Raw genomic sequence first — 17,924 nt, 5'->3', positions numbered from 1 at the left:
AAAAAGAGCCCCTGTCGGGCTCTTTTAAAATAGTTGTTAGATTACAAGGTCCTATTTCTCGGAAGACATCACCGTCCGGTAAATTTCCATGGTTTCGGGGGCAGGCTCCGCCTTCAATTCCTTACGCAGGGCTTTTTCGAGCTTGGCGAACAGGGCCTTGGCTTGGTTAAGATCGCCCTGCGCCCCGTGGATCCTTATCAATCCCCGATAGGCCTCTTCACATAATTCGTTGTGGTCAATAGCCTGTTTATAACACTCCAGGCTGTTGTCCAGTTCCCCATCCCGGAGATGCAGGGCCCCCAGCTTTAACCGTGCCTTTTGGTGCAGATCCTCCAACCGGCGTGATATCCTCTGCACCCAGTCCTCCGTCCAGCCCTGGCAGAGCTCCCCCCTCTTAAGGGACAGTGCCTGGCTCAGAAGTTTTTTGGCGGTGACCGCATCCCCGGTCTTTTCCGCTTCCCGCGATCCGGCCAATAACTCCTCAAAGGCCCGGACATCGGTTCTCACCGGCAGGCCGGGGCCGAGCCGGTATCTTCCCCCCTCTTTTACTATGGCCTTGCCATAGGATCTCCCGATGTTTTTCAGCAGGCCCTGCCGTACCTCGAACATCACCAGGTGAAAATTGTCCACCGCCAGTTTGGGCTTGACCCTGGGCCACATGGCCTCCAATATCTCGTCCCGGCTCAGACCTCTCTCCCCGTGATAAGCCAAAAGGCAGAATAACTGCTGGGCCTGCCGCCTGATGCCGTTGGTGATCTCTTTTCCGCCAAATAATATCTTGGGCGGCCCCAGCAGTTCTATCCGCAGTCCTGATATCTCGGGAGCAGGATCTTTGCCTGCATGGTTCCCAAAAGAGGGGATGGTCAGTAGATAAGCCTTCTCGGTCTTACATTTCTTGGCCAATTGTCCCAGGACGGGACTGGCCCGGAGTTCGCAGGCCAGCAGTCCGTCAAAACCGTAATTTTTGGACAGACTGACCGCTTTTAGAAGCCAGCGCTCGGCGTCTTTGGGTTTTTTAAAGCCGGCCTGTATTTCCGCCTCTGCCAAATAGCAGATGATCTCCCCCATCTTGCCGAAATACTTGATGGCCTGCTCTTTACAGGAGTCCAGAGATTCCCGGGCCGGGAGATACTGTTTTTTGTGGATGTCGATCAGGGCCTGTTCCATTAAGATCGCGATCCGGTCCAAAGGCCCCAAAGGCTGTTGTTTCATCAGCTCCAGATAATGCAGGGCCTTCTCCGGATTTCCCCGGTAGCGGTAAAGACGGCTCAGCTGGCGGAGCGCAATGCAGACCGAACGGGTCCAGTTCATCTCCTTGAAAATGTCGTGGGCCCTTTCCAGGTGTTTTTGGGCCTGGTCCCATTGGCCCTTAAAAAGATACAGGTACCCGTAGCCGAACTCCAGCATGGATTCGGAGAAAATATCCTCGTAGCCCAGGCACACCGCATACCCCTTGTTCAGGCATTCTCCGGCCCAATCGTAACGGCCGTAATCCAGGGCTACCTTGGCGGCGTTGTGGAAATACGAACCCACCAGGTGGGAGTAATTATCGCCTATCATTTCGATTATGCCCTTGTAGATGCCGAAGGCCTTGCGCTTTTCCCCGATGCTTTCCCACAGGACCGACTGCTTCTGCTCAATGTAAACCGCCTGCATATTGTTGGAGGTTCCTTTCAGCAGTTTCCGGGCTTGGTTCAGACAGGTTTTGGCCTTGCTGGCATTTCCCTGCCCCTCCAGCCAGACCTGGGCTGTAAAACCCAGAATGGAGGTCTTCAGGTCGCTGTTCTCCGGTGAGCAGCATTTAAGGGCCTGCTTAAGAACCGTCAGGGCTTCTTTGGATTCTCCTTTGCGGTGCAGAACGATGCTTTTTTCGTAAAGCACGTAGGCCCGGGAAGAACTTTGGGCCGTTTTCCCCTGGAGTTGCTTTTCCGCCTGCTGGTAAAGGTTTTCGGCCTGCTCCAGCTTGCCCTGCTCCTTGTAAAGCACCGCTTGGACCGCGTAAAGCCAGGGAAATTCATCGTAGACCTGCGGGGCCAGGCGCTCCAGCCAGGAGCGGAGCAGGGAGAACTGGGCCCGGTTGATCAGCCGCTCCCGGTCACGGTCTATCAGCCGCACCGCTTCCCGGTGCTTGTCAGCGGAAAGATAATGCCCGATGGCCTTGGCGGCTTCTCCATTCTTTTCGTGGTGCTCGGCCGCCCTTATGTGGAGCCCGCACCTCTCGGCCTGGTCAGTCAGCTGGTCATAAAGGAATTCCCGGAAAAGCCTGTGATACCTGTATTCCCCGGAGCCATCCGCGGTGACAAACAGATTGCCCTTGACCAGTTCCTCCAGCCATACTTCGGGTTTATTTACTTTTAGAACATAGCGGCAGGACTCGGACGTCATTACTTCCAGCACCGAACTGCGCTTCATAAAGTCACGCAGTCCCTCCTTCTCCCGGTTGAAAATCTCCCCGGCAAAATAACGGAACAGGCCGCCGTGTTCCTCCAGATAAGCGTTCAGCATTTCCCGCACCGAACGTCCGTCCCGGCCTGCGGCCTGCAGTATCAGTTGGACCCCGGTGATCCAGCCTTCGGTCTTTTGGACCAGGCCCTTGATCTCTGTTTCCGAAAGACTGATCTTATAAAACTGTTCCAGCAGGGACCGGATCTCTTCCTCGGTGAATTTCAGCGATTCCCGGCTCAGTTCGGCCAGGTCGCGTTTGGCCCGCCACTTGGGAAGGGAGGGCAGCGGAGGTTCCTTGCGTGAGGCTATCACCAGATGGACATCCGGCGGCAGGTGATCGATGAAATAATCCAGCGCCTGATGAACCCCGCTGTCCTCGGACAGGGAGTGGTAGTCGTCCAGAAAGATGAACAGCTCTTCGTTGCGTTTCTCCACCAGCTCGTTCAGCAGGGTACCCATGGCCAGTCTATGGTTCTTTCCTATATCGGTGCCCCGGTCCACCAGGCCCCGGCACCGCCTGGCCAGCCCAGGCTGCAGCCGTTCCAGGCCATAGACCAGGCCGGAATAGAATGTCACCAGGTCGCTGTCTTCCGGCTCCAGTGAAAGAAACACTCCTGGCAGGCGGGCCTTTTCGCTGAGCTGGGCAAGCAGTGTGGTTTTTCCGTACCCCGCATCGCCGGTGATCACCAACAGCCGGCGGTCCAGTTGGTTGCCCAAGGCGTCCATCAGCCGCGGCCTTTTTAGGGTTTCCGGCTTGGGCCTGGGAAGCTGCAGCTTGGAACGAAGGATTAAAGACGGTTGAACTGTTTTAGCCATGCCTTTACTATACAAAATTATTTTAGGCCTGTCAATACAATAGACAACTAAACGATTATCCGACCAACTCAGGAAACATGGAATCAATAATTACCGACCCCGGTTGTCGCGTTAAAACGATCCGTGAGCATCACAGTTGATGGCGGAAAAAGCTTTTCTGGCATGTTTGAGGGCTTGGCCAAAGCCCGAGTTCAGACAAGCCCGCCAGCAACGAGAAGCGCAACGCGGGCCCGCTGAAGCTTTAGCGTAAGCGTGGCCTGGAGAGTTTTAAGCGAGCCCACTTCGCCGAAGTAGCTTTTATATGGCAGCCTGCTACGTAGGCTGAACGAGCTTTTCCCCCGCCACAATAGTATTAATAATGCGGGGCCCGCCAAAGGCGTGGCTTTTGGTTCTTCTCTTTTGGACGGTACAAAAAGAAAAGAACATAATCGGGCTAAATCTGCTTTTTTTAGCCAAACCGGCTTTACGCTTTCTACTTTTCCTGATCAAGTTAGATTGTCATTAACAACTATTTTGGGGTTTGTTCATGGGAACAAAAAAAGGACTGTTGACACAGTCCCTTTTTATGGATCCTCCATATTATAACCCCTTTAGAACCTGGGCGTATTCTCCCCGGAAAAAATCTCGTACATCTCCTTTTGCAGGCGTTTCTTGATCTTGAACTTGTCCCAGGCCAGCAGTTTTTTCTGGCCCCGGCCGAACAGGTATTCGTCGATGTCAAAATCCTTGAGCACCATCTTGGTGTGGAAGATGTTCTCCTGGTAAACGTTGACGTCCACCATCTGATAATCCTTGACCAGTTCCTTGGAGAGGTAGTTCTGAATAGAGTTGATCTTGTGGTCTATATAATATTTCTTGCCGGAGACATCCCGGGTAAAGCCCCGCACCCGGTAGTCCATGATGGCGATGTCGGAATAGAAGCAGTTTATCAGGTAGTTCAGGGCCCGCAGCGGCGAGATCACCCCGCAGGTGGAGACGTCGATGTCGGCCCTGAAGGTGCTGATGCCGTTGTCGGGGTGGCTTTCGGGATAGGTGTGAACGGTGATGTGGCTCTTGTCCAGGTGCCCCACCACGTCCTGGTGTTCCAGGTTCTCGGCTGTGCCGTTGGGAAAGTCTATGTGCTCCGGCTGGACGTGTTCTTCCGAGATCAGCATGGTGACGCTGGCTCCCTGGGGGTCGTAGTCCTGCTGGGCGATGTTCAGCACCTTTGCCCCGATGATGTTGGCCACCTCGTTCAGGATCTTGGTCAGCCGGGCCGCGTTGTATTCCTCGTCGATGTACTTGATGTACTCTTCCCGGTGCTTCTGGTTCTTGGCGTAGCAGATGTCGTACATGTTGAAGCTCAGGGTCTTGGTCAGATTGTTGAACCCGTGAAGCTTCAGGCTTTTCAGGGGTTTGACGTCGGTCTTGGTGTTTTTGATATGGGATATCTGCTGGGATTTGTATTTCATCTCTGTCTTTCGAAAGATTTTTAGGGGTTGAAAAAAGTGACCTATTATATATAGTTATCCGTGAAATTGCAATGATTATTTATTGCGCCCGCCGAATATTTTCCGCATTATGGCCCCGGCGGTTTTTATGTCTTTGTCGCCCACATCCAAATGGGTCACCGCCCTGAGCCGGGTGGGCCCGAAAGACACCAGCCACAGGCCTTTCCCGGCCAGTTTTTCCATAGCCTGCTCTGATCTCATTCCGGTTTGTTTGATGTCGAAGACAACTATGTTGGTCTGGACGCTGCCCAAATCGATTTGTATTTTTGGTATTTGAGATATTATTCGGGCCAATGTTTTGGCCCGCTTATGGTCCTCGGCCATTCTTTTGAAGTTGTGCTTAAGCGCATACAGCCCGGCCCCGGCCAGAATGCCAGCCTGGCGCATGCCTCCACCCATCATCTTGCGGTTGCGCCGAGCCTTTTCAATGAACTCCCTGTCCCCCGCCAGCACCGACCCCGCCGGACAGCCCAGGCCTTTGGAGAAACAGACCATCACCGAGTCGAAGTATTTGGAATATTCTTTCAGCGAAACACCGCTGGCGATGGAGGCGTTCCAAAGCCGGGCTCCGTCCAGGTGCATCCTGATCTTGTGTTTTTTGCACAAAGCGGAGATCTTTTTTATCTCGTCCAATGGATAGATAACCCCGCCGGCCCGGTTATGGGTGTTCTCTAAGCAGACCACCGTGGTTTGCGGCTGATGGATGTCCTCCGGGCGGATGGCCTGTTTGACCTGCTCTGCGGTTAGGATCCCGCCGGGTCCGGTAATGGTATGGAACTGCAGGCCGGACATCACCGCCGCACCGGCCACTTCGTAACGGAAGATGTGGGACTCGTGGTCCAGGATCACTTCGTCCCCGGACCGGGCCAGGGTCTTTAACGCTATCTGGTTGCCCATAGTGCCGGAGGGCACGAACAACCCGCCCTGCTTGCCCAGCAGTCTGGCGGTCTCGGCCTGAAGTTTGTTGACCGTGGGGTCGTCGCCGAAGACGTCGTCGCCCAGCGGGGCGCTGAACATGGCCTGCTTCATGACGGCCGAGGGTTTTGTAACCGTATCGGAGCGAAGGTCTATGATCTTCATTGAGATTTGTGAATTGATGTTTGGGATTTGGAGGTTGCCGTTTATTGACTACTGTCTACTGGATACAGAATACTTATTATTGCTTTTTGCTAATAGTTTCGTAGATCTCCCCCACCGCCCGTTTGGCTGCTCCCGGTTCTCCCAGTATATCCCGGATCTTGGCCAGCTCCGCCATCACAACCTGCCGCGGACGGCCCTCGGCCAGCAGCACCTGGGCCATCAGGAATATCGCCCCGGGCCGGGCTTCGCCCTGCAGGAACTCCGGCACCACCCTCTTTCCGGCCACTAAGTTGACCAGGCCGATGTCCGGGACCTTGATCAGCCGGCGGCCGATGAAGTAGGTCAGGGGCGAGGTCTTGTAGATGACGATCATCGGCGTGCCGCTGATCCCGGCCTCCAACGTGGCCGTGCCCGAGGCCACCAGTAGCAGCCGGGAGTGAGCCATCAGGTTGTAGGCCGGCCCTTCGATCAGGGCCGCATCCAGGCCGGAGACCGCGATCATGTCCTCGATCCGCTCCCGGTCCATACCCGGAGCCAGACCCAGGGCGAACTGCAGGGCGGGATCCTTTTCCTTGAGCATCACTGCGGTCTGCAGCATCACCGGCAGGATCATTTCTATCTCCTGCTTGCGGCTGCCCGGCAGCAGTCCCACCAAATGGTGCTTTGGATCCATTCCGTTGTTTTTATAGAACTGCTCCCGGCTTTGGCTGGTCTTGACCTCGTCCATTGATGGATTGCCCACATACCGGGCGTTGATCCGGCGGCCCCGGTAAAAATCCTCCTCGAACGGCAGGATGCAGAGCATCTTGTCCACCAATCTCCGGATATTGCGCACCCGGCCCCGGCCCCAGGCCCAGACCTTGGGCGAGATGAAATAGACCACCGGGATCCCGGCTTTTTTCACCTTTCGAGCGAACCGCAGATTGAACCCGGGATAGTCTATAAGCACCACCGCATCAGGTTTCCGGGCATAAAGCTCGGTCTCCAGCTTCTTCATCACCGAACGGATGAACGGCAGATGGCCGATCACTTCGGCCAGACCCATAAAGGAAAGCTCATTGACATGGTATAGAAGCTCCATCCCTCCGGCCTGCATCCGGTCGCCCCCGATCCCGAATATCTCCAGGCCTGGGTCCAGCGCCTTCAGTTCCTTCACCAGCTGGCCGCCGTGGAGGTCCCCGGAGGTTTCTCCGGCGATGATCATTATCCTTGCCATAACAAATAAAGTATAGCAATAATTATCCGCCGGCGCAAGTGAAATCTCTTCTCCGTCTGTTTTCGTTTTTTCTTGACTTCACGCTGATGCACCTCTATAATTATGTCATGATAGATACAATTATGTGGTTCGCATTTGCGGTCATAGTGGCGGTGATGCTGTTCATCGACCTGTTCGCCACCAGCCACCGCCATCACGCCCTGTCGGCCAAGAAAGCCCTGATGTGGAGCCTGGTCTGGATCGGAGCGGCCTTGGTCTTCTGCGCCGGCATCTGGATCTTTGAGGGGCACACCAAGGCCCTGGAGTTTTTAACCGCCTACCTGCTGGAGAAATCGCTCTCGGTGGACAACCTGTTCGTGTTCATCCTGATCTTCTCCAGCTTCTCCATCGGCCCGGACCGCCAGACCCTGATCCTTAAATGGGGTATTTTGGGAGCCATCGTAATGCGGGTGGTGCTGATCCTGTTCGGGGTCTCGCTGATGCAGACTTTCAGCTGGGTCATCTACTTGTTCGGGGGAATCCTGGTGGTGACCGCCGTTAAGATGGCCTTCACCGATGAGCAGGAGATGGACGTGGAAAAGCACCTGGTGGTGCGGATGGCCCGGAAGATGTTCCCGGTGGCGGTCTCCAATCACGGAGAAAAGTTTTTCGTTGTTCATGACGGCCGGCGAGCAGTCACCTCACTATTCCTTGCCCTGCTGGTGGTGGAGAGCTCGGACCTGGTGTTCGCGGTGGATTCCATTCCGGCGGTGCTGGCGGTTTCTCCCCACGCCTTCATCGCCGTCACTTCAAACATCTTCGCCATCCTGGGACTGCGGGCCCTGTATTTCCTGCTGGCCAGCGTCATCGGCATGTTCCGCTTCCTTAAGTACGGCGTGGCCCTGATCCTGATGTTTGTGGGCGTCAAGATGCTGATCGCCCGATGGATCCATATATCCATCGGGGTCTCCCTGACCTTCATCTGCGCCACCCTGGCGCTGTCGATACTGCTGTCTCTGGCCAAGAAAGAAGCCAAATGACCATCGGACGCTGATCTTCGCCGATCAACAGGAGTTATTTACGTCTTTTCTTTTCAAAACATTTTCTATCTTCCGGCTTTCCTTATAACGTTTAATTCCTGGGAATGAAAGAACTCTTTAAACTAAAGAAATATCTGGCCCGTTACAAATGGGCCCTGCTGGCCGGGTTCATCAGCCTGATCGCGGTGGACCTGCTGCAGCTGGCCATTCCGTTGTACATCAAACACGCTGTGGATGACCTGGCGGCCGGGGTGGCCGTCCCTGCCCGGCTGGCCGGCTACGGCCTGTGGGTCCTGGGGCTGGCGCTGGCCATCGGCCTGGGGCGCTTTTTCTGGCGCTATTTTTTGATCGGCACCGCCCGGAAGGTGGAACGCCACCTGCGGGACGAGTTCTTCTCCCACCTCTGCACTTTGGACTTTGTATATTTCGACTCCACCAAGACCGGAGACCTTATGGCCCACGCCACCAACGACATCAACGCGGTGCGGATGGCCCTGGGCTTTGGCTCGGTGATCCTGACCGACATTTTGGTGCTGGGCCTGGCTTCCCTGTTCCTGATGTTCAGCCTTTCGCCCCGGCTGGCCCTGTATGCCCTGATCCCCCTGCCCTTTTTGAGCTTGATTGTGGCCCTATTCGGACGGATCATCCGCCACCGGTTCGAGGTGGTCCAAAAATCATTTTCCGAACTGACCGAGACGGTACGGGAAAATATCTCTGGCATCAAGGTGGTGAAACTTTTCGTCCAGGAGCATTCGGAGAATGTCCGGTTTGACGCCTCCAGCCAGGATTACCTGAATAAGAACATGCAGCTGGTCTGGGTCTGGGGAGCTTTCTTTCCATTGATCACTCTGGTGGCCTCGTTCTCCCAGGGCATAGCCTTGTGGTGGGGCGGGCGGCTGGCAGTTTCCGGCCGGATCTCTTTGGGAGACTTCGTGGCCTTCATGGCTTATTTGGGAATACTGATCTGGCCGATGATCGCCATCGGGCGGGCCATCGACATCTTCCAGCGGGGAGCGGCCTCGCAGGGAAGGCTTAACCGGATATTTGAGACCCGTCTCCAGATCAAGGATCTGCCCGGCGCTGTAAACTTTAGAGCAGCCCGGGGTAGCATTACGGTCGAAGGCCTGACCTATTACCATCAGGACCAGTCCCGGCCGGCCCTGCAGGACATCAGCTTTGAGCTTAAGGACCGGAAAATGCTGGGCATCACCGGCACCATCGGTTCGGGCAAAAGCACCCTGGCCCACCTGATGATGAGGCTGTACGATTACCGGCAGGGCCGGATACTGCTTGATGGCCGGGAGATCACCGGGTACACTGTAGACTCGCTGAGGGAGCAGTTCGCCTTTGTGCCTCAGGACAGTTTTCTTTTCTCCGACAGCATTGAAGAAAACCTCTCTTTCGGGCGCTGGCCCCTTCCGGACCAGGGGGAACTGGAGCGGGTGGCCCGGCTGGCCGCGGTGCACCAGGAGATACTGGGCCTGCCTAAAGGGTATCAGACCGTGATCGGCGAGCGGGGCGTGACCCTGTCCGGAGGACAGAAGCAGCGGCTGGCGCTGGCTCGGGCCCTGCTGCTGGACAAGCCAATCCTGATCCTGGACGACGCCCTGTCGGCGGTGGACGCCGACACCGAGCGAAGGATCTTGGACAGCCTGAGATCCGAACTGGAACAACGCACCTCCATCGTCATCTCCCACCGCATCTTCGCCATCATGGACGCCGATCTGATATTGGTGATGGACCAGGGCCGGGTCGTGGAGCAGGGGAAACACCAGGAACTGCTGGAACGCAGAGGCAAGTATTTTGAGATGCACCAGCTACAGCAGCTGGAAAGGGAGCTGGAGAAAGCTTGACTGGATTAGTTATTGGTTAATTGTTAATCGTAATTTATAAGACAGGCAAATGGATGGACAAGCCTTTTTGGGAAAAATCTTATAAAAGCATGGAGACTGCAACATTTGGAAATCCCAGCCTTGAGATATACGAGATATCCAACGCGTTGCCAAAAGGATCCAAAATTCTTGATGCCGGTTGCGGCGATGGAAGAAACGCCTTGTATCTGGCTGAAAAAGGTTTTTCCGTGGATGCTTTTGATGTCTCAGCCAACGGCATAGAAAAATTGACAGCCATCACCAAACAAAAAGATATAACGATCAATGCCTGGATTCAGGACCTGGCCGAGTATGAATTTAACAACCGATATGATCTGATAATATCGCACGGCGTTTTACATTTGGTAAAACGGGAGGTTTGGGCCAGATTCATCCAAGGCATGAAGTCGCATACCAGGATCAACGGCCTTAACGTAGTTGTAGTGTTTACCGATGCCTTGCCTGTTCCCGCTGATTTGGCCGAACATTGCATTGGTTTGTTTGCTGAAAAAGAGCTCAGAAACATTTACTCTGACTGGGCCGTTGAATATTTTAAGTCTTACGATTTCTACGACACCCATCCCGGCGGGATAAAGCATCATCACGCCGCGAACAAGCTGATCGCCCGGAAGAGATAGGGCCTCGAACCCTTTCACAGTTCACTATTCATTGTTGTCCTTTCCAATCATCCAATCCCTAACAACTATTTTCAATTAGATGTCCCCCCACGAACACCACGAAGTCCACGAAGAGGCGGCCCTGGGCAGCATCTACGACGCCAGGCTGATAAAAAGATTGCTGTCCTTTTTATGGCCCTACCGCGTTAAGTTGGCCCTTTCGCTGGTGGTACTGCTGGCCGTCACCGGGTTCGAGCTGGTGCTGCCCCACATTACCAAGGAGGCCATCGACCGCTACATCACCGCCTCCGGGCGCAAGGCGGTGCTGGACCGCCCGGTACCGGGGACTTTGTCCCTGGCCGGAGATACTGTGCTGGTTGACGTTTCCAGGCTTTCCTCCGGCGACAGATACCTGATGGCCCGCTGGCAGAAACAGGGACTGGCCGGCAACACCCCTTACTATTACTTTAAGCTCGGGGATTTCCCCCGTCCGGAAAGCGTCATTCCGGTTCTGTCCGCCCACCCCGGGATCTTTTCCCGCTACGGCGATGTGGTGCTGATAAAACATTCCGACCTGAGGCAATTGTCACCGGACGAGATCCTGGCCCTGCGGGACCGCGACTTTGCCGGGATCAGAAGGATCGGCCTGCTGTTCCTGGGGCTGATCCTGTTGAGCTTCGGTTTGAATTTCTGCCAGGTGTTCCTGGTGATGATGGTCAGCCAGCGCTTCATGCACGACCTGCGGCGCCGGGTCTTCGCCAAGCTCCAGGTGCTGGACATGTGCTACTTTGACCGCAACCCGGTGGGCCGCCTGGTGACCCGGGCCACCAACGACGTGGACGCCGTCAACGAGGCCTTCACCTCGGTGTTCTCGGTCCTGCTGCGGGATGTTCTTCTGACCCTGGCCATCCTGGGGGTTTTGCTGGCCTACGACATCAAGATGACAATGGTGGTGCTGGCCCTGCTGCCATTCATCGCGCTGTGGACGGTGTTCTTCCGGATCCGGGCCCGCAACATTTACCGCCAGATCCGGGTCCGGCTGGCCCGACTTAACGCCACCCTGCAGGAGAACATCTCCGGGGTCCGGGTGATCCAGATCTTCCGCCGCCAGGCCGAAAGCGTCCGCCGCTTCAATCTGGTCAATCAGGAATATTTCAAATCCTCCATGCAAGAGGTTCTGGTGATGTCCTTCTTCCGCCCCCTGGTGGAGGTGATCTCCGGGATCGGCCTGGGGCTGATCATTTACTACGGCGGCGGACAGGTGATACGGCAGAATATCTCGCTGGGTGTGCTGGTGGCCTTCATCACTTATCTGAGAATGTTCTTCCGCCCTATCCAGGAGCTGACCGAAAGCTACACTGTGCTGCAGTCGGCCATGGCCAGTTCCGAACGCATCTTCCAGCTGCTGGACGAGCCGGTGACCATAAAGGACATTCCACCGGCTTCGGAACCGGAGCGGGCCAGGGGCAGGATAGAATTCAAGGACGTCTGCTTTGAATACCTGCCGGGCGAGCCGGTGCTCAAGAACATCACCTTTGCCGTGGCCCCCGGCGAAAAAGTGGCCCTGGTGGGTTCCACCGGCAGCGGCAAGACCACCATCATCAACCTGATCTCCAGGCTTTACGACGTAAGCAGCGGCCAGATCCTGCTGGACGGAACGGACATCCGGGAGCTGGGCCTTTCCCGCCTCCGCTCCTCGCTGGGTGTGGTGATGCAGGACGTGTTCCTGTTCTCCGGAGATATCAAGGGCAACATCCGGTTGAACAAGGACCTGTCCGATGAAAATGTAAGGGAGATCGCCCGCCAGGTCCACGCCGACACCTTCATCGAAAGACTGCCGCAGAAATACGGCCAGGAGGTCAAGGAGCGGGGGGTGACCCTTTCCTCCGGGGAGCGCCAGCTGCTGTCCTTTGCCCGGGCCCTGGCCTTCGATCCGCCGGTGCTGGTGCTGGACGAGGCCACCGCCAACATCGACTCGGCCACCGAGAAGCTGATCCAGGACGCCCTGGACATCCTGATGCGGGGCCGCACCTCCATAGTCATCGCCCACCGGCTTTCCACCATCAAGCACGTGGACCGGATCTATGTGCTGCACAAGGGGCAGATCAAGGAAGTGGGCACCCACCAGGAACTGCTGAAGAAGCGCGGGATCTACTACAACCTTTACCAGCTGCAGCATGGCAAAGAGTCTGAGTAACCAGGTTTTTTATCAGGAGACCGGGAAATTATTCCTGCATTCCTGGTTTCCTTATAAATGAAGAAAGGATTGTTGATGAATGTAACTATAAAAGAAATCATCCGGGTTTGCCGAAAGCTGGACGCCCTGGGCTTCGTGCCCGCCACCGACGGCAACGTCTCGGCCCGGCTGGACGGCAGGAGGATCCTGATCACCCCCTCCATGCTGCGCAAGGGCGATATAAATGAATCCCAGCTGCTGGTGACCGATCTGGAAGGCAAGGTGCTTGAAGGAAAAGGACTGCCTTCTTCCGAGATCAAAATGCACCTTTATGCCTATAAGATGCGGCCGGACGTCAAGGCCATGGTCCACGCCCACCCGCCCTTTGCCACTGCCTTCGCCGCCGCCGGGCTGGACTTAAGGGCTCCCCTTCTGCCCGAAGTGGTTCTGACCATTGGCCCCGTTCCCCTGGCCCGGTATGCCACGCCCTCCACGGATGAAGTGCCCCGGTCAATGGCGCCATTGATAAAACAGCATCAGGCCCTGCTTTTGGCCAATCACGGGGTTCTGGCCCTGGGCCGGAGCTTGGAGGAAGCCCTGCAAAGAATGGAGCGGGTGGAACACCTGGCCAAAATTTCCTTTTTGGCACAAACCCTGGCCCGGCCAAAATATTTAGATAAAAAACATTTGCAGGGGCTTCTTGACTTGCAATAAAAAATAGAGTATATTTTTAATGAGGCAGCGACAACTAACAACTATTTCAATAAAAGGAGTAACGGATGAAACAAGTAAAACTGTACCTGGTGCTGGTGCTGATAGCTTTTGTGGCTTTTGGCTGCAGCAAGACCCCCACCGAGACCGAGACCCCTCCCACCTCGACCACTACCGCCCTGCCTGCGGCCCAGCAGTCAGCGGCCGCTGGTGTAGCCACAACAAATGCGACCGCCAGCATCGATGGCACCGACGACATGGCCGGCGGTCTGAGCAGCGGAAGTTTTTCTCCAAGCTTCAAGAAAGGCGGCAAGACCCCTCCGGATACTTTCTGGACACTGGGTGCGGATGGCTGGTACTTTTATTCAAACGACAACTATTATTACCTCGACACAGTCAAGGTCAAATTCACCCCGGATATCTGGGCCTCCGCGGCACCATATCCCCAGGCCACCAAGGTAGAGTACAAGTACTATTATGACACCACCACCACCAACGAGAGCGGTACTGTGACCTCAAAGTTTTTGTACAACGGGATGTGCCAGCGGGCCGATACGTTGAGTCTGATAGTTTCCGGCAACTACAACTATAATTATACCTACCTGTTCACCTCCTCCGTTTACAACATGGACCTGAGCTATATCTGGAATTTTTCTTTTGACAACGTCAATGTTACCTACTCCGATAAAACCGGACACTATACCTGGAGCTGCACCTATCCGTTCGTGAACGAAGCCAGCCCCACCACGATATCCCACACCAGCTTGACCGGAGAAATGAAATTTGACGCCAACGGGTACGGAAACCTGGGCGACAACGGTTATGCCGGCTGGTGCGCCACGGAAGGAACTGTTTTTGTGAAATATTATTCCACCTCCACCGAAAAATACTACACCCTTGCCGGGGACGGATTTACCGCCCACATTACCTGGAGCAAATAATCACAACCTGACCATAAAAGGCGGAAGAGTAACTCTCTTCCGCCTTTTATATTTTCCTTCGACGCTATAAATGAAATTTATGAAGGGCTCTCCAACGGCCAAAATTTCCGCCCTCCCACATAGACCTGCAATGTCTCCCGCTGGTCCCACTTGAATATCAGATCGTACAGCAGTTCTTCGGAGCCAGGATCCTGAATGTCCGACAGTCTGATCACCGAAAAATCGGCCTGCTTGCCGGCCTGCAGGCTGCCGATGGTCTTTTCCAGCCCCAGCGCCCTGGCCCCGCCCAAAGTGGCCAGGTAAAATAACCGGGACAGCGGCATCATATTGACATAATAGGCGTCGCGCATTACGTCAAACATGGAGAAAGACGGCCCGGCCCCCACGTCGCTGCCCAGAGCCAGCTTGGAATAACTCGGCCAATGTTCCACAGGAAACCGCCCGGAGTGAAGGAACAGGTTGGAGGACGGGCAGTGCACCATCCCGCAGCCCCGCTTTTCGATCAGTCTTCGCTCGGACGGGGAAAGGTGGATACCATGGGCCAGCAGGGTCTTGGGTGTTAAAAGCCCTGCCCGGTCGTAGACCTCGGCATAGTTTCTGGCTTTGGGAAATAATTTTTTTACCTCGGCAAGTTCCTGCAGGTTCTCCGAGATGTGGGTCTGAATGTAGACCTCGTTCTTCTTGGCAAAATCTCCCAAGGCTTTCATGAAACCCGGCGTACATGAGGGCGCAAAACGGGGATTGAGTGAAAAGCAAAGCTTGCGGTTTTTTTGATGATGCTTGTCAAACAACTCCCGGCATTCATCCATAACTTTCGACGGCTCCAGTTTTAATGCATCCGGAACATTGCGGTCCATCAAGGTATAGCCGATGACGGCCCTGATCCCGGCTTTTTGCCCTTCAGCGAAGGCCGCCTCTACTCCCGCCTTGTAATTGGTATACAGGGCGGCGCAGGTTACCCCATTGGACAACAGCCTCTGGTAGAATTTTTGGGAGACCCTGCTGGCATGTTTGGGATCTTTGAACTTGTGTTCAGCCGGAAATATGTGGTTCTTCAGCCAGCCTAAAAGAGTATCCCCGCTGCGGCCCCGCACATAGTACTGGGAAAGGTGGGTGTGGCAGTCTATCAGCCCGGGGATGATGAAAGAATCGGCCGGGGCCGTAATCTTGGTTGAGTTCAGCAGTGGCGCCTGTTTGCGCTGTCCGCAATACAGGATATGCCCGTCTTCATTGAATATCAGGACCCCGTCCTTTATAAACCTGCATTTTTGCGGGCTTTCCGGGTTCAGTATCCCGGCGTTTATTTTATATGTTTTATTCATTTTTACAGCCGGCCAGCCTGATTGTAATTTATTTATTATAGGTGAAATAATCTGCGTGAATCTGTGAAATCGTCCGGCGCCATAGCAGGCTTTTATGCTTGCCGGCTTTGGCCGACGGCGTCTGCGGATAAAAAACCTTGGTAGAATCAACTGGTCATTTTAACATTTTTACAAACCCGCCTTCGTCGATCACTTTTACCCCCAGTTGTTTGGCCTTTTCCAGCTTGGAGCCCGGTTCGCTGCCGGCCAGCACCATGGAGGTCTTCCTGGATACCGAAGCTGTCACCTGCCCGCCCCGGCTGACTATCAGCTCGGTAGCCTGCTCACGGGTGTAGTTCTGCAACGATCCCGTCAAGACCACTGTCATCCCGGCGAAGGTCTGGGGAACTTCTGCCACATCGGCCGCCTCCAGATTGATCCCGGCCTTCTTAAGTTTTTCCAGTACCTGCTGGTTCTTCTTATTGGCAAAGAAGTTCTCCACCGAACTGCCCACCGCGCCGCCCAGGCCGTAGATCTGGGAGATGTCCTCGCAAGTGGCTTTCCGCAGATCGTCCAGCGACCGGTATCTATTGGCCAGCAGCCTGGCCGCCTGGGAGCCCACATTGTCTATTCCCAAAGCCATTACCAACTTCCAGAAGGGATTGTCCTTGCTCTTTTCGATCCCATCCAATAAATTCTCGGCCGACTTCTTCCCCATTCGTTCAAGCTTTATCAACTGCTCGCCACGGAGAGAGTACAGGTCCCCGTAATCTTTGACCATCCCGGAGTTGACCAGCGCCTCCACCATGGCCATGCCCAGGCCGTCTATGTCCATGCAGGAGCGCGAAGAAAAATATTCTATCCGACCCTTCACCTGGGCCGGGCAGGAAACGTTGAGGCATCGCCAGGCCGCTTCTTCCTGGTTGCGTTTAAGCGGTTCACCGCAGGAGGGACAGTTCCTTGGCATCTTCACCGGCTTGGCTTGGAGCGGACGTTTTTCAATCACCACTTTGATTATCTGGGGAATGATCTCCCCTGCCTTTTCCACAAAGACCGTGTCCCCGTAGTGAATGTCCTTTTTCACCAGCTCGTCCTCGTTGTGCAGCGAGGCCCGGGAGACGGTCGAGCCGGAAAGCAGCACCGGTTCTAACAGGGCCACCGGCGTCACCACCCCGGTGCGGCCCACGCTGAACTCCACATCCTTAAGTACTGTGGTGGCCTGCCGGGCCGGGAACTTGTAAGCCATGGCCCAGCGGGGGCTGTGGGCGGTGGCGCTTAAAACTTTCTGCTGGACGAAGGAATTGACCTTGATCACCATCCCGTCGGTCTCGTAATCCAACTCGTCCCGCCGGTTCTCCCACTGGTTGCAGTAATCGATCACGCGCTGGATGTCTGGACACAGTTTGATGAAAGGATTGACCTTGAACCCGGCCTCCTTCAACGCCTGCAGGGTGGAGTAGTGGTCTTGCAGCACCGCCGGCGCCTGCCCCACCCCGTAGATGAAAACGGAAAGGCGGCGCCGGGACACGGCCCGAGGGTCCAGGAGCTTCAAGGTGCCGGCCGCGGCATTGCGGGGATTGGCAAAGGGCGCTTCGCCCGCCTCATCTTTCTCCTTGTTGATGCGCAAAAATTCCTGGCGCGGCATATACACCTCGCCCCGGGCCTCCACTTCCTGCAGTCCGGCGGCTTTGGGTGATAAAGCGAGCGGAACGGCTTTGATGGTCTTTATGTTGGTGGTGACGTCGTCGCCCTTGGTCCCGTCGCCCCGGGTGGCGCCCTGATGTACCCTGCCATTCCTGTATTGCAAAGACACCGCCAAACCGTCTATCTTCAGCTCGGCTACGTACTCGTACCTCTGCCCTTCCAGCGCCTTGGCCACCCGGGCATCGAACTCCCTCAATTCGTCCGCCGAGTAAGTGTTGTCCAGCGAAAGCATCTGCGTCTGATGGTTCACGGTCTTAAAGGACTGCAGGGGCTGGCCGGCCACACGCTGAGTGGGGGAATCTGGCGTGACCAGTTCCGGGAATTCTTTTTCCAGCTCCTTCAGCCGCTGCAGCAGGGCGTCATATTCGTGGTCGGAAATTGAGGGATCGTCCAGCGCATAGTAGCGGTGGTCGTGCCCGGCTATCTCGGCCCGCAGTTTCCGTATTTCCTTATCGGCTGTTTCCCGGTTCATCCTTGTCCGTGTTTATTAAGTTCCGTGTTTCTGTGGTAAAGTGCCATGTTTTCCTTGACACCAAT

Annotated in this window: 12 protein-coding genes; 6 read left to right on the top strand and 6 right to left on the bottom strand. The window is 55.4% G+C overall.

Features of this window, described 5'->3' with window-relative positions; genetic code table 11:
• Window positions 1–51: 51 nt before the first annotated feature.
• The 4 genes from HZA73_01275 to lpxB all read right to left on the bottom strand — a co-directional run bounded on the left by HZA73_01275 (window position 52) and on the right by lpxB (window position 7,035).
• Window positions 52–3,261, bottom strand: a complete 3,210-nt coding sequence (locus HZA73_01275; protein ID MBI5804657.1) for a tetratricopeptide repeat protein — start codon at window positions 3,259–3,261, stop codon at window positions 52–54.
• Between the two features lie 590 nt (window positions 3,262–3,851).
• Window positions 3,852–4,712: an adenosylmethionine decarboxylase gene (speD, locus tag HZA73_01270; GenBank protein MBI5804656.1), complete on the bottom strand. Its 861-nt coding sequence runs from the start codon at window positions 4,710–4,712 to the stop codon at window positions 3,852–3,854.
• A 75-nt stretch (window positions 4,713–4,787) separates the two neighbouring features.
• Window positions 4,788–5,831, bottom strand: coding sequence for a low-specificity L-threonine aldolase (ltaE, locus tag HZA73_01265; GenBank protein MBI5804655.1), 1,044 nt, complete (start codon window positions 5,829–5,831; stop codon window positions 4,788–4,790).
• Between the two features lie 76 nt (window positions 5,832–5,907).
• Complete coding sequence (lpxB, locus tag HZA73_01260) at window positions 5,908–7,035, bottom strand: lipid-A-disaccharide synthase (GenBank protein ID MBI5804654.1); 1,128 nt, start codon at window positions 7,033–7,035, stop codon at window positions 5,908–5,910.
• 98 nt (window positions 7,036–7,133) lie between these two features.
• On the opposite strand from lpxB, the gene HZA73_01255 reads away from it, so the two are divergent.
• From HZA73_01255 to HZA73_01230, 6 genes are all read left to right on the top strand, one after another.
• Window positions 7,134–8,066, top strand: a complete 933-nt coding sequence (locus tag HZA73_01255; GenBank protein ID MBI5804653.1) for a TerC/Alx family metal homeostasis membrane protein — start codon at window positions 7,134–7,136, stop codon at window positions 8,064–8,066.
• A gap of 104 nt (window positions 8,067–8,170) precedes the next feature.
• A complete protein-coding gene (locus HZA73_01250; protein ID MBI5804652.1) occupies window positions 8,171–9,919 on the top strand; it encodes an ABC transporter ATP-binding protein in 1,749 nt (582 codons plus the stop codon).
• Between the two features lie 53 nt (window positions 9,920–9,972).
• Window positions 9,973–10,575 carry a methyltransferase domain-containing protein gene (locus HZA73_01245; protein ID MBI5804651.1) on the top strand — a complete coding sequence of 201 codons (603 nt, stop codon included), beginning with the start codon at window positions 9,973–9,975 and terminating at the stop codon, window positions 10,573–10,575.
• A 79-nt stretch (window positions 10,576–10,654) separates the two neighbouring features.
• Window positions 10,655–12,751, top strand: coding sequence for an ABC transporter ATP-binding protein (locus tag HZA73_01240; protein MBI5804650.1), 2,097 nt, complete (start codon window positions 10,655–10,657; stop codon window positions 12,749–12,751).
• A 75-nt stretch (window positions 12,752–12,826) separates the two neighbouring features.
• On the top strand, window positions 12,827–13,444 hold the full coding sequence (locus HZA73_01235; GenBank protein ID MBI5804649.1) for a class II aldolase/adducin family protein: 618 nt from the start codon (window positions 12,827–12,829) through the stop codon (window positions 13,442–13,444).
• Between the two features lie 65 nt (window positions 13,445–13,509).
• Complete coding sequence (locus HZA73_01230; protein MBI5804648.1) at window positions 13,510–14,382, top strand: hypothetical protein; 873 nt, start codon at window positions 13,510–13,512, stop codon at window positions 14,380–14,382.
• Between the two features lie 77 nt (window positions 14,383–14,459).
• Here the strand turns inward: HZA73_01230 and HZA73_01225 are convergent, their stop codons facing one another.
• On the bottom strand, window positions 14,460–15,704 hold the full coding sequence (locus HZA73_01225) for a guanine deaminase (protein ID MBI5804647.1): 1,245 nt from the start codon (window positions 15,702–15,704) through the stop codon (window positions 14,460–14,462).
• 154 nt (window positions 15,705–15,858) lie between these two features.
• Window positions 15,859–17,859 carry an NAD-dependent DNA ligase LigA gene (ligA, locus tag HZA73_01220; protein MBI5804646.1) on the bottom strand — a complete coding sequence of 667 codons (2,001 nt, stop codon included), beginning with the start codon at window positions 17,857–17,859 and terminating at the stop codon, window positions 15,859–15,861.
• Window positions 17,860–17,924: the final 65 nt, after the last annotated feature.

The organism is candidate division TA06 bacterium, assembly GCA_016235665.1.
Lineage (GTDB): Bacteria > Edwardsbacteria > AC1 > AC1 > EtOH8 > UBA5202.
This window is presented reverse-complemented; position numbering and strand designations above follow the sequence as displayed.

Coding starts and splice junctions, on each gene's coding strand:
- HZA73_01230 (MBI5804648.1), top strand. CDS start 13,510: ATGAAACAAGTAAAACTGTACCTGGTGCTGGTGCTGATAGCTTTTGTG.
- ltaE (MBI5804655.1), bottom strand. CDS start 5,831: ATGAAGATCATAGACCTTCGCTCCGATACGGTTACAAAACCCTCGGCC.
- HZA73_01275 (MBI5804657.1), bottom strand. CDS start 3,261: ATGGCTAAAACAGTTCAACCGTCTTTAATCCTTCGTTCCAAGCTGCAG.
- HZA73_01250 (MBI5804652.1), top strand. CDS start 8,171: ATGAAAGAACTCTTTAAACTAAAGAAATATCTGGCCCGTTACAAATGG.
- HZA73_01225 (MBI5804647.1), bottom strand. CDS start 15,704: ATGAATAAAACATATAAAATAAACGCCGGGATACTGAACCCGGAAAGC.
- HZA73_01255 (MBI5804653.1), top strand. CDS start 7,134: ATGCACCTCTATAATTATGTCATGATAGATACAATTATGTGGTTCGCA.
- lpxB (MBI5804654.1), bottom strand. CDS start 7,035: ATGATCATCGCCGGAGAAACCTCCGGGGACCTCCACGGCGGCCAGCTG.
- HZA73_01245 (MBI5804651.1), top strand. CDS start 9,973: ATGGACAAGCCTTTTTGGGAAAAATCTTATAAAAGCATGGAGACTGCA.
- HZA73_01240 (MBI5804650.1), top strand. CDS start 10,655: ATGTCCCCCCACGAACACCACGAAGTCCACGAAGAGGCGGCCCTGGGC.
- speD (MBI5804656.1), bottom strand. CDS start 4,712: ATGAAATACAAATCCCAGCAGATATCCCATATCAAAAACACCAAGACC.
- ligA (MBI5804646.1), bottom strand. CDS start 17,859: ATGAACCGGGAAACAGCCGATAAGGAAATACGGAAACTGCGGGCCGAG.
- HZA73_01235 (MBI5804649.1), top strand. CDS start 12,827: ATGAATGTAACTATAAAAGAAATCATCCGGGTTTGCCGAAAGCTGGAC.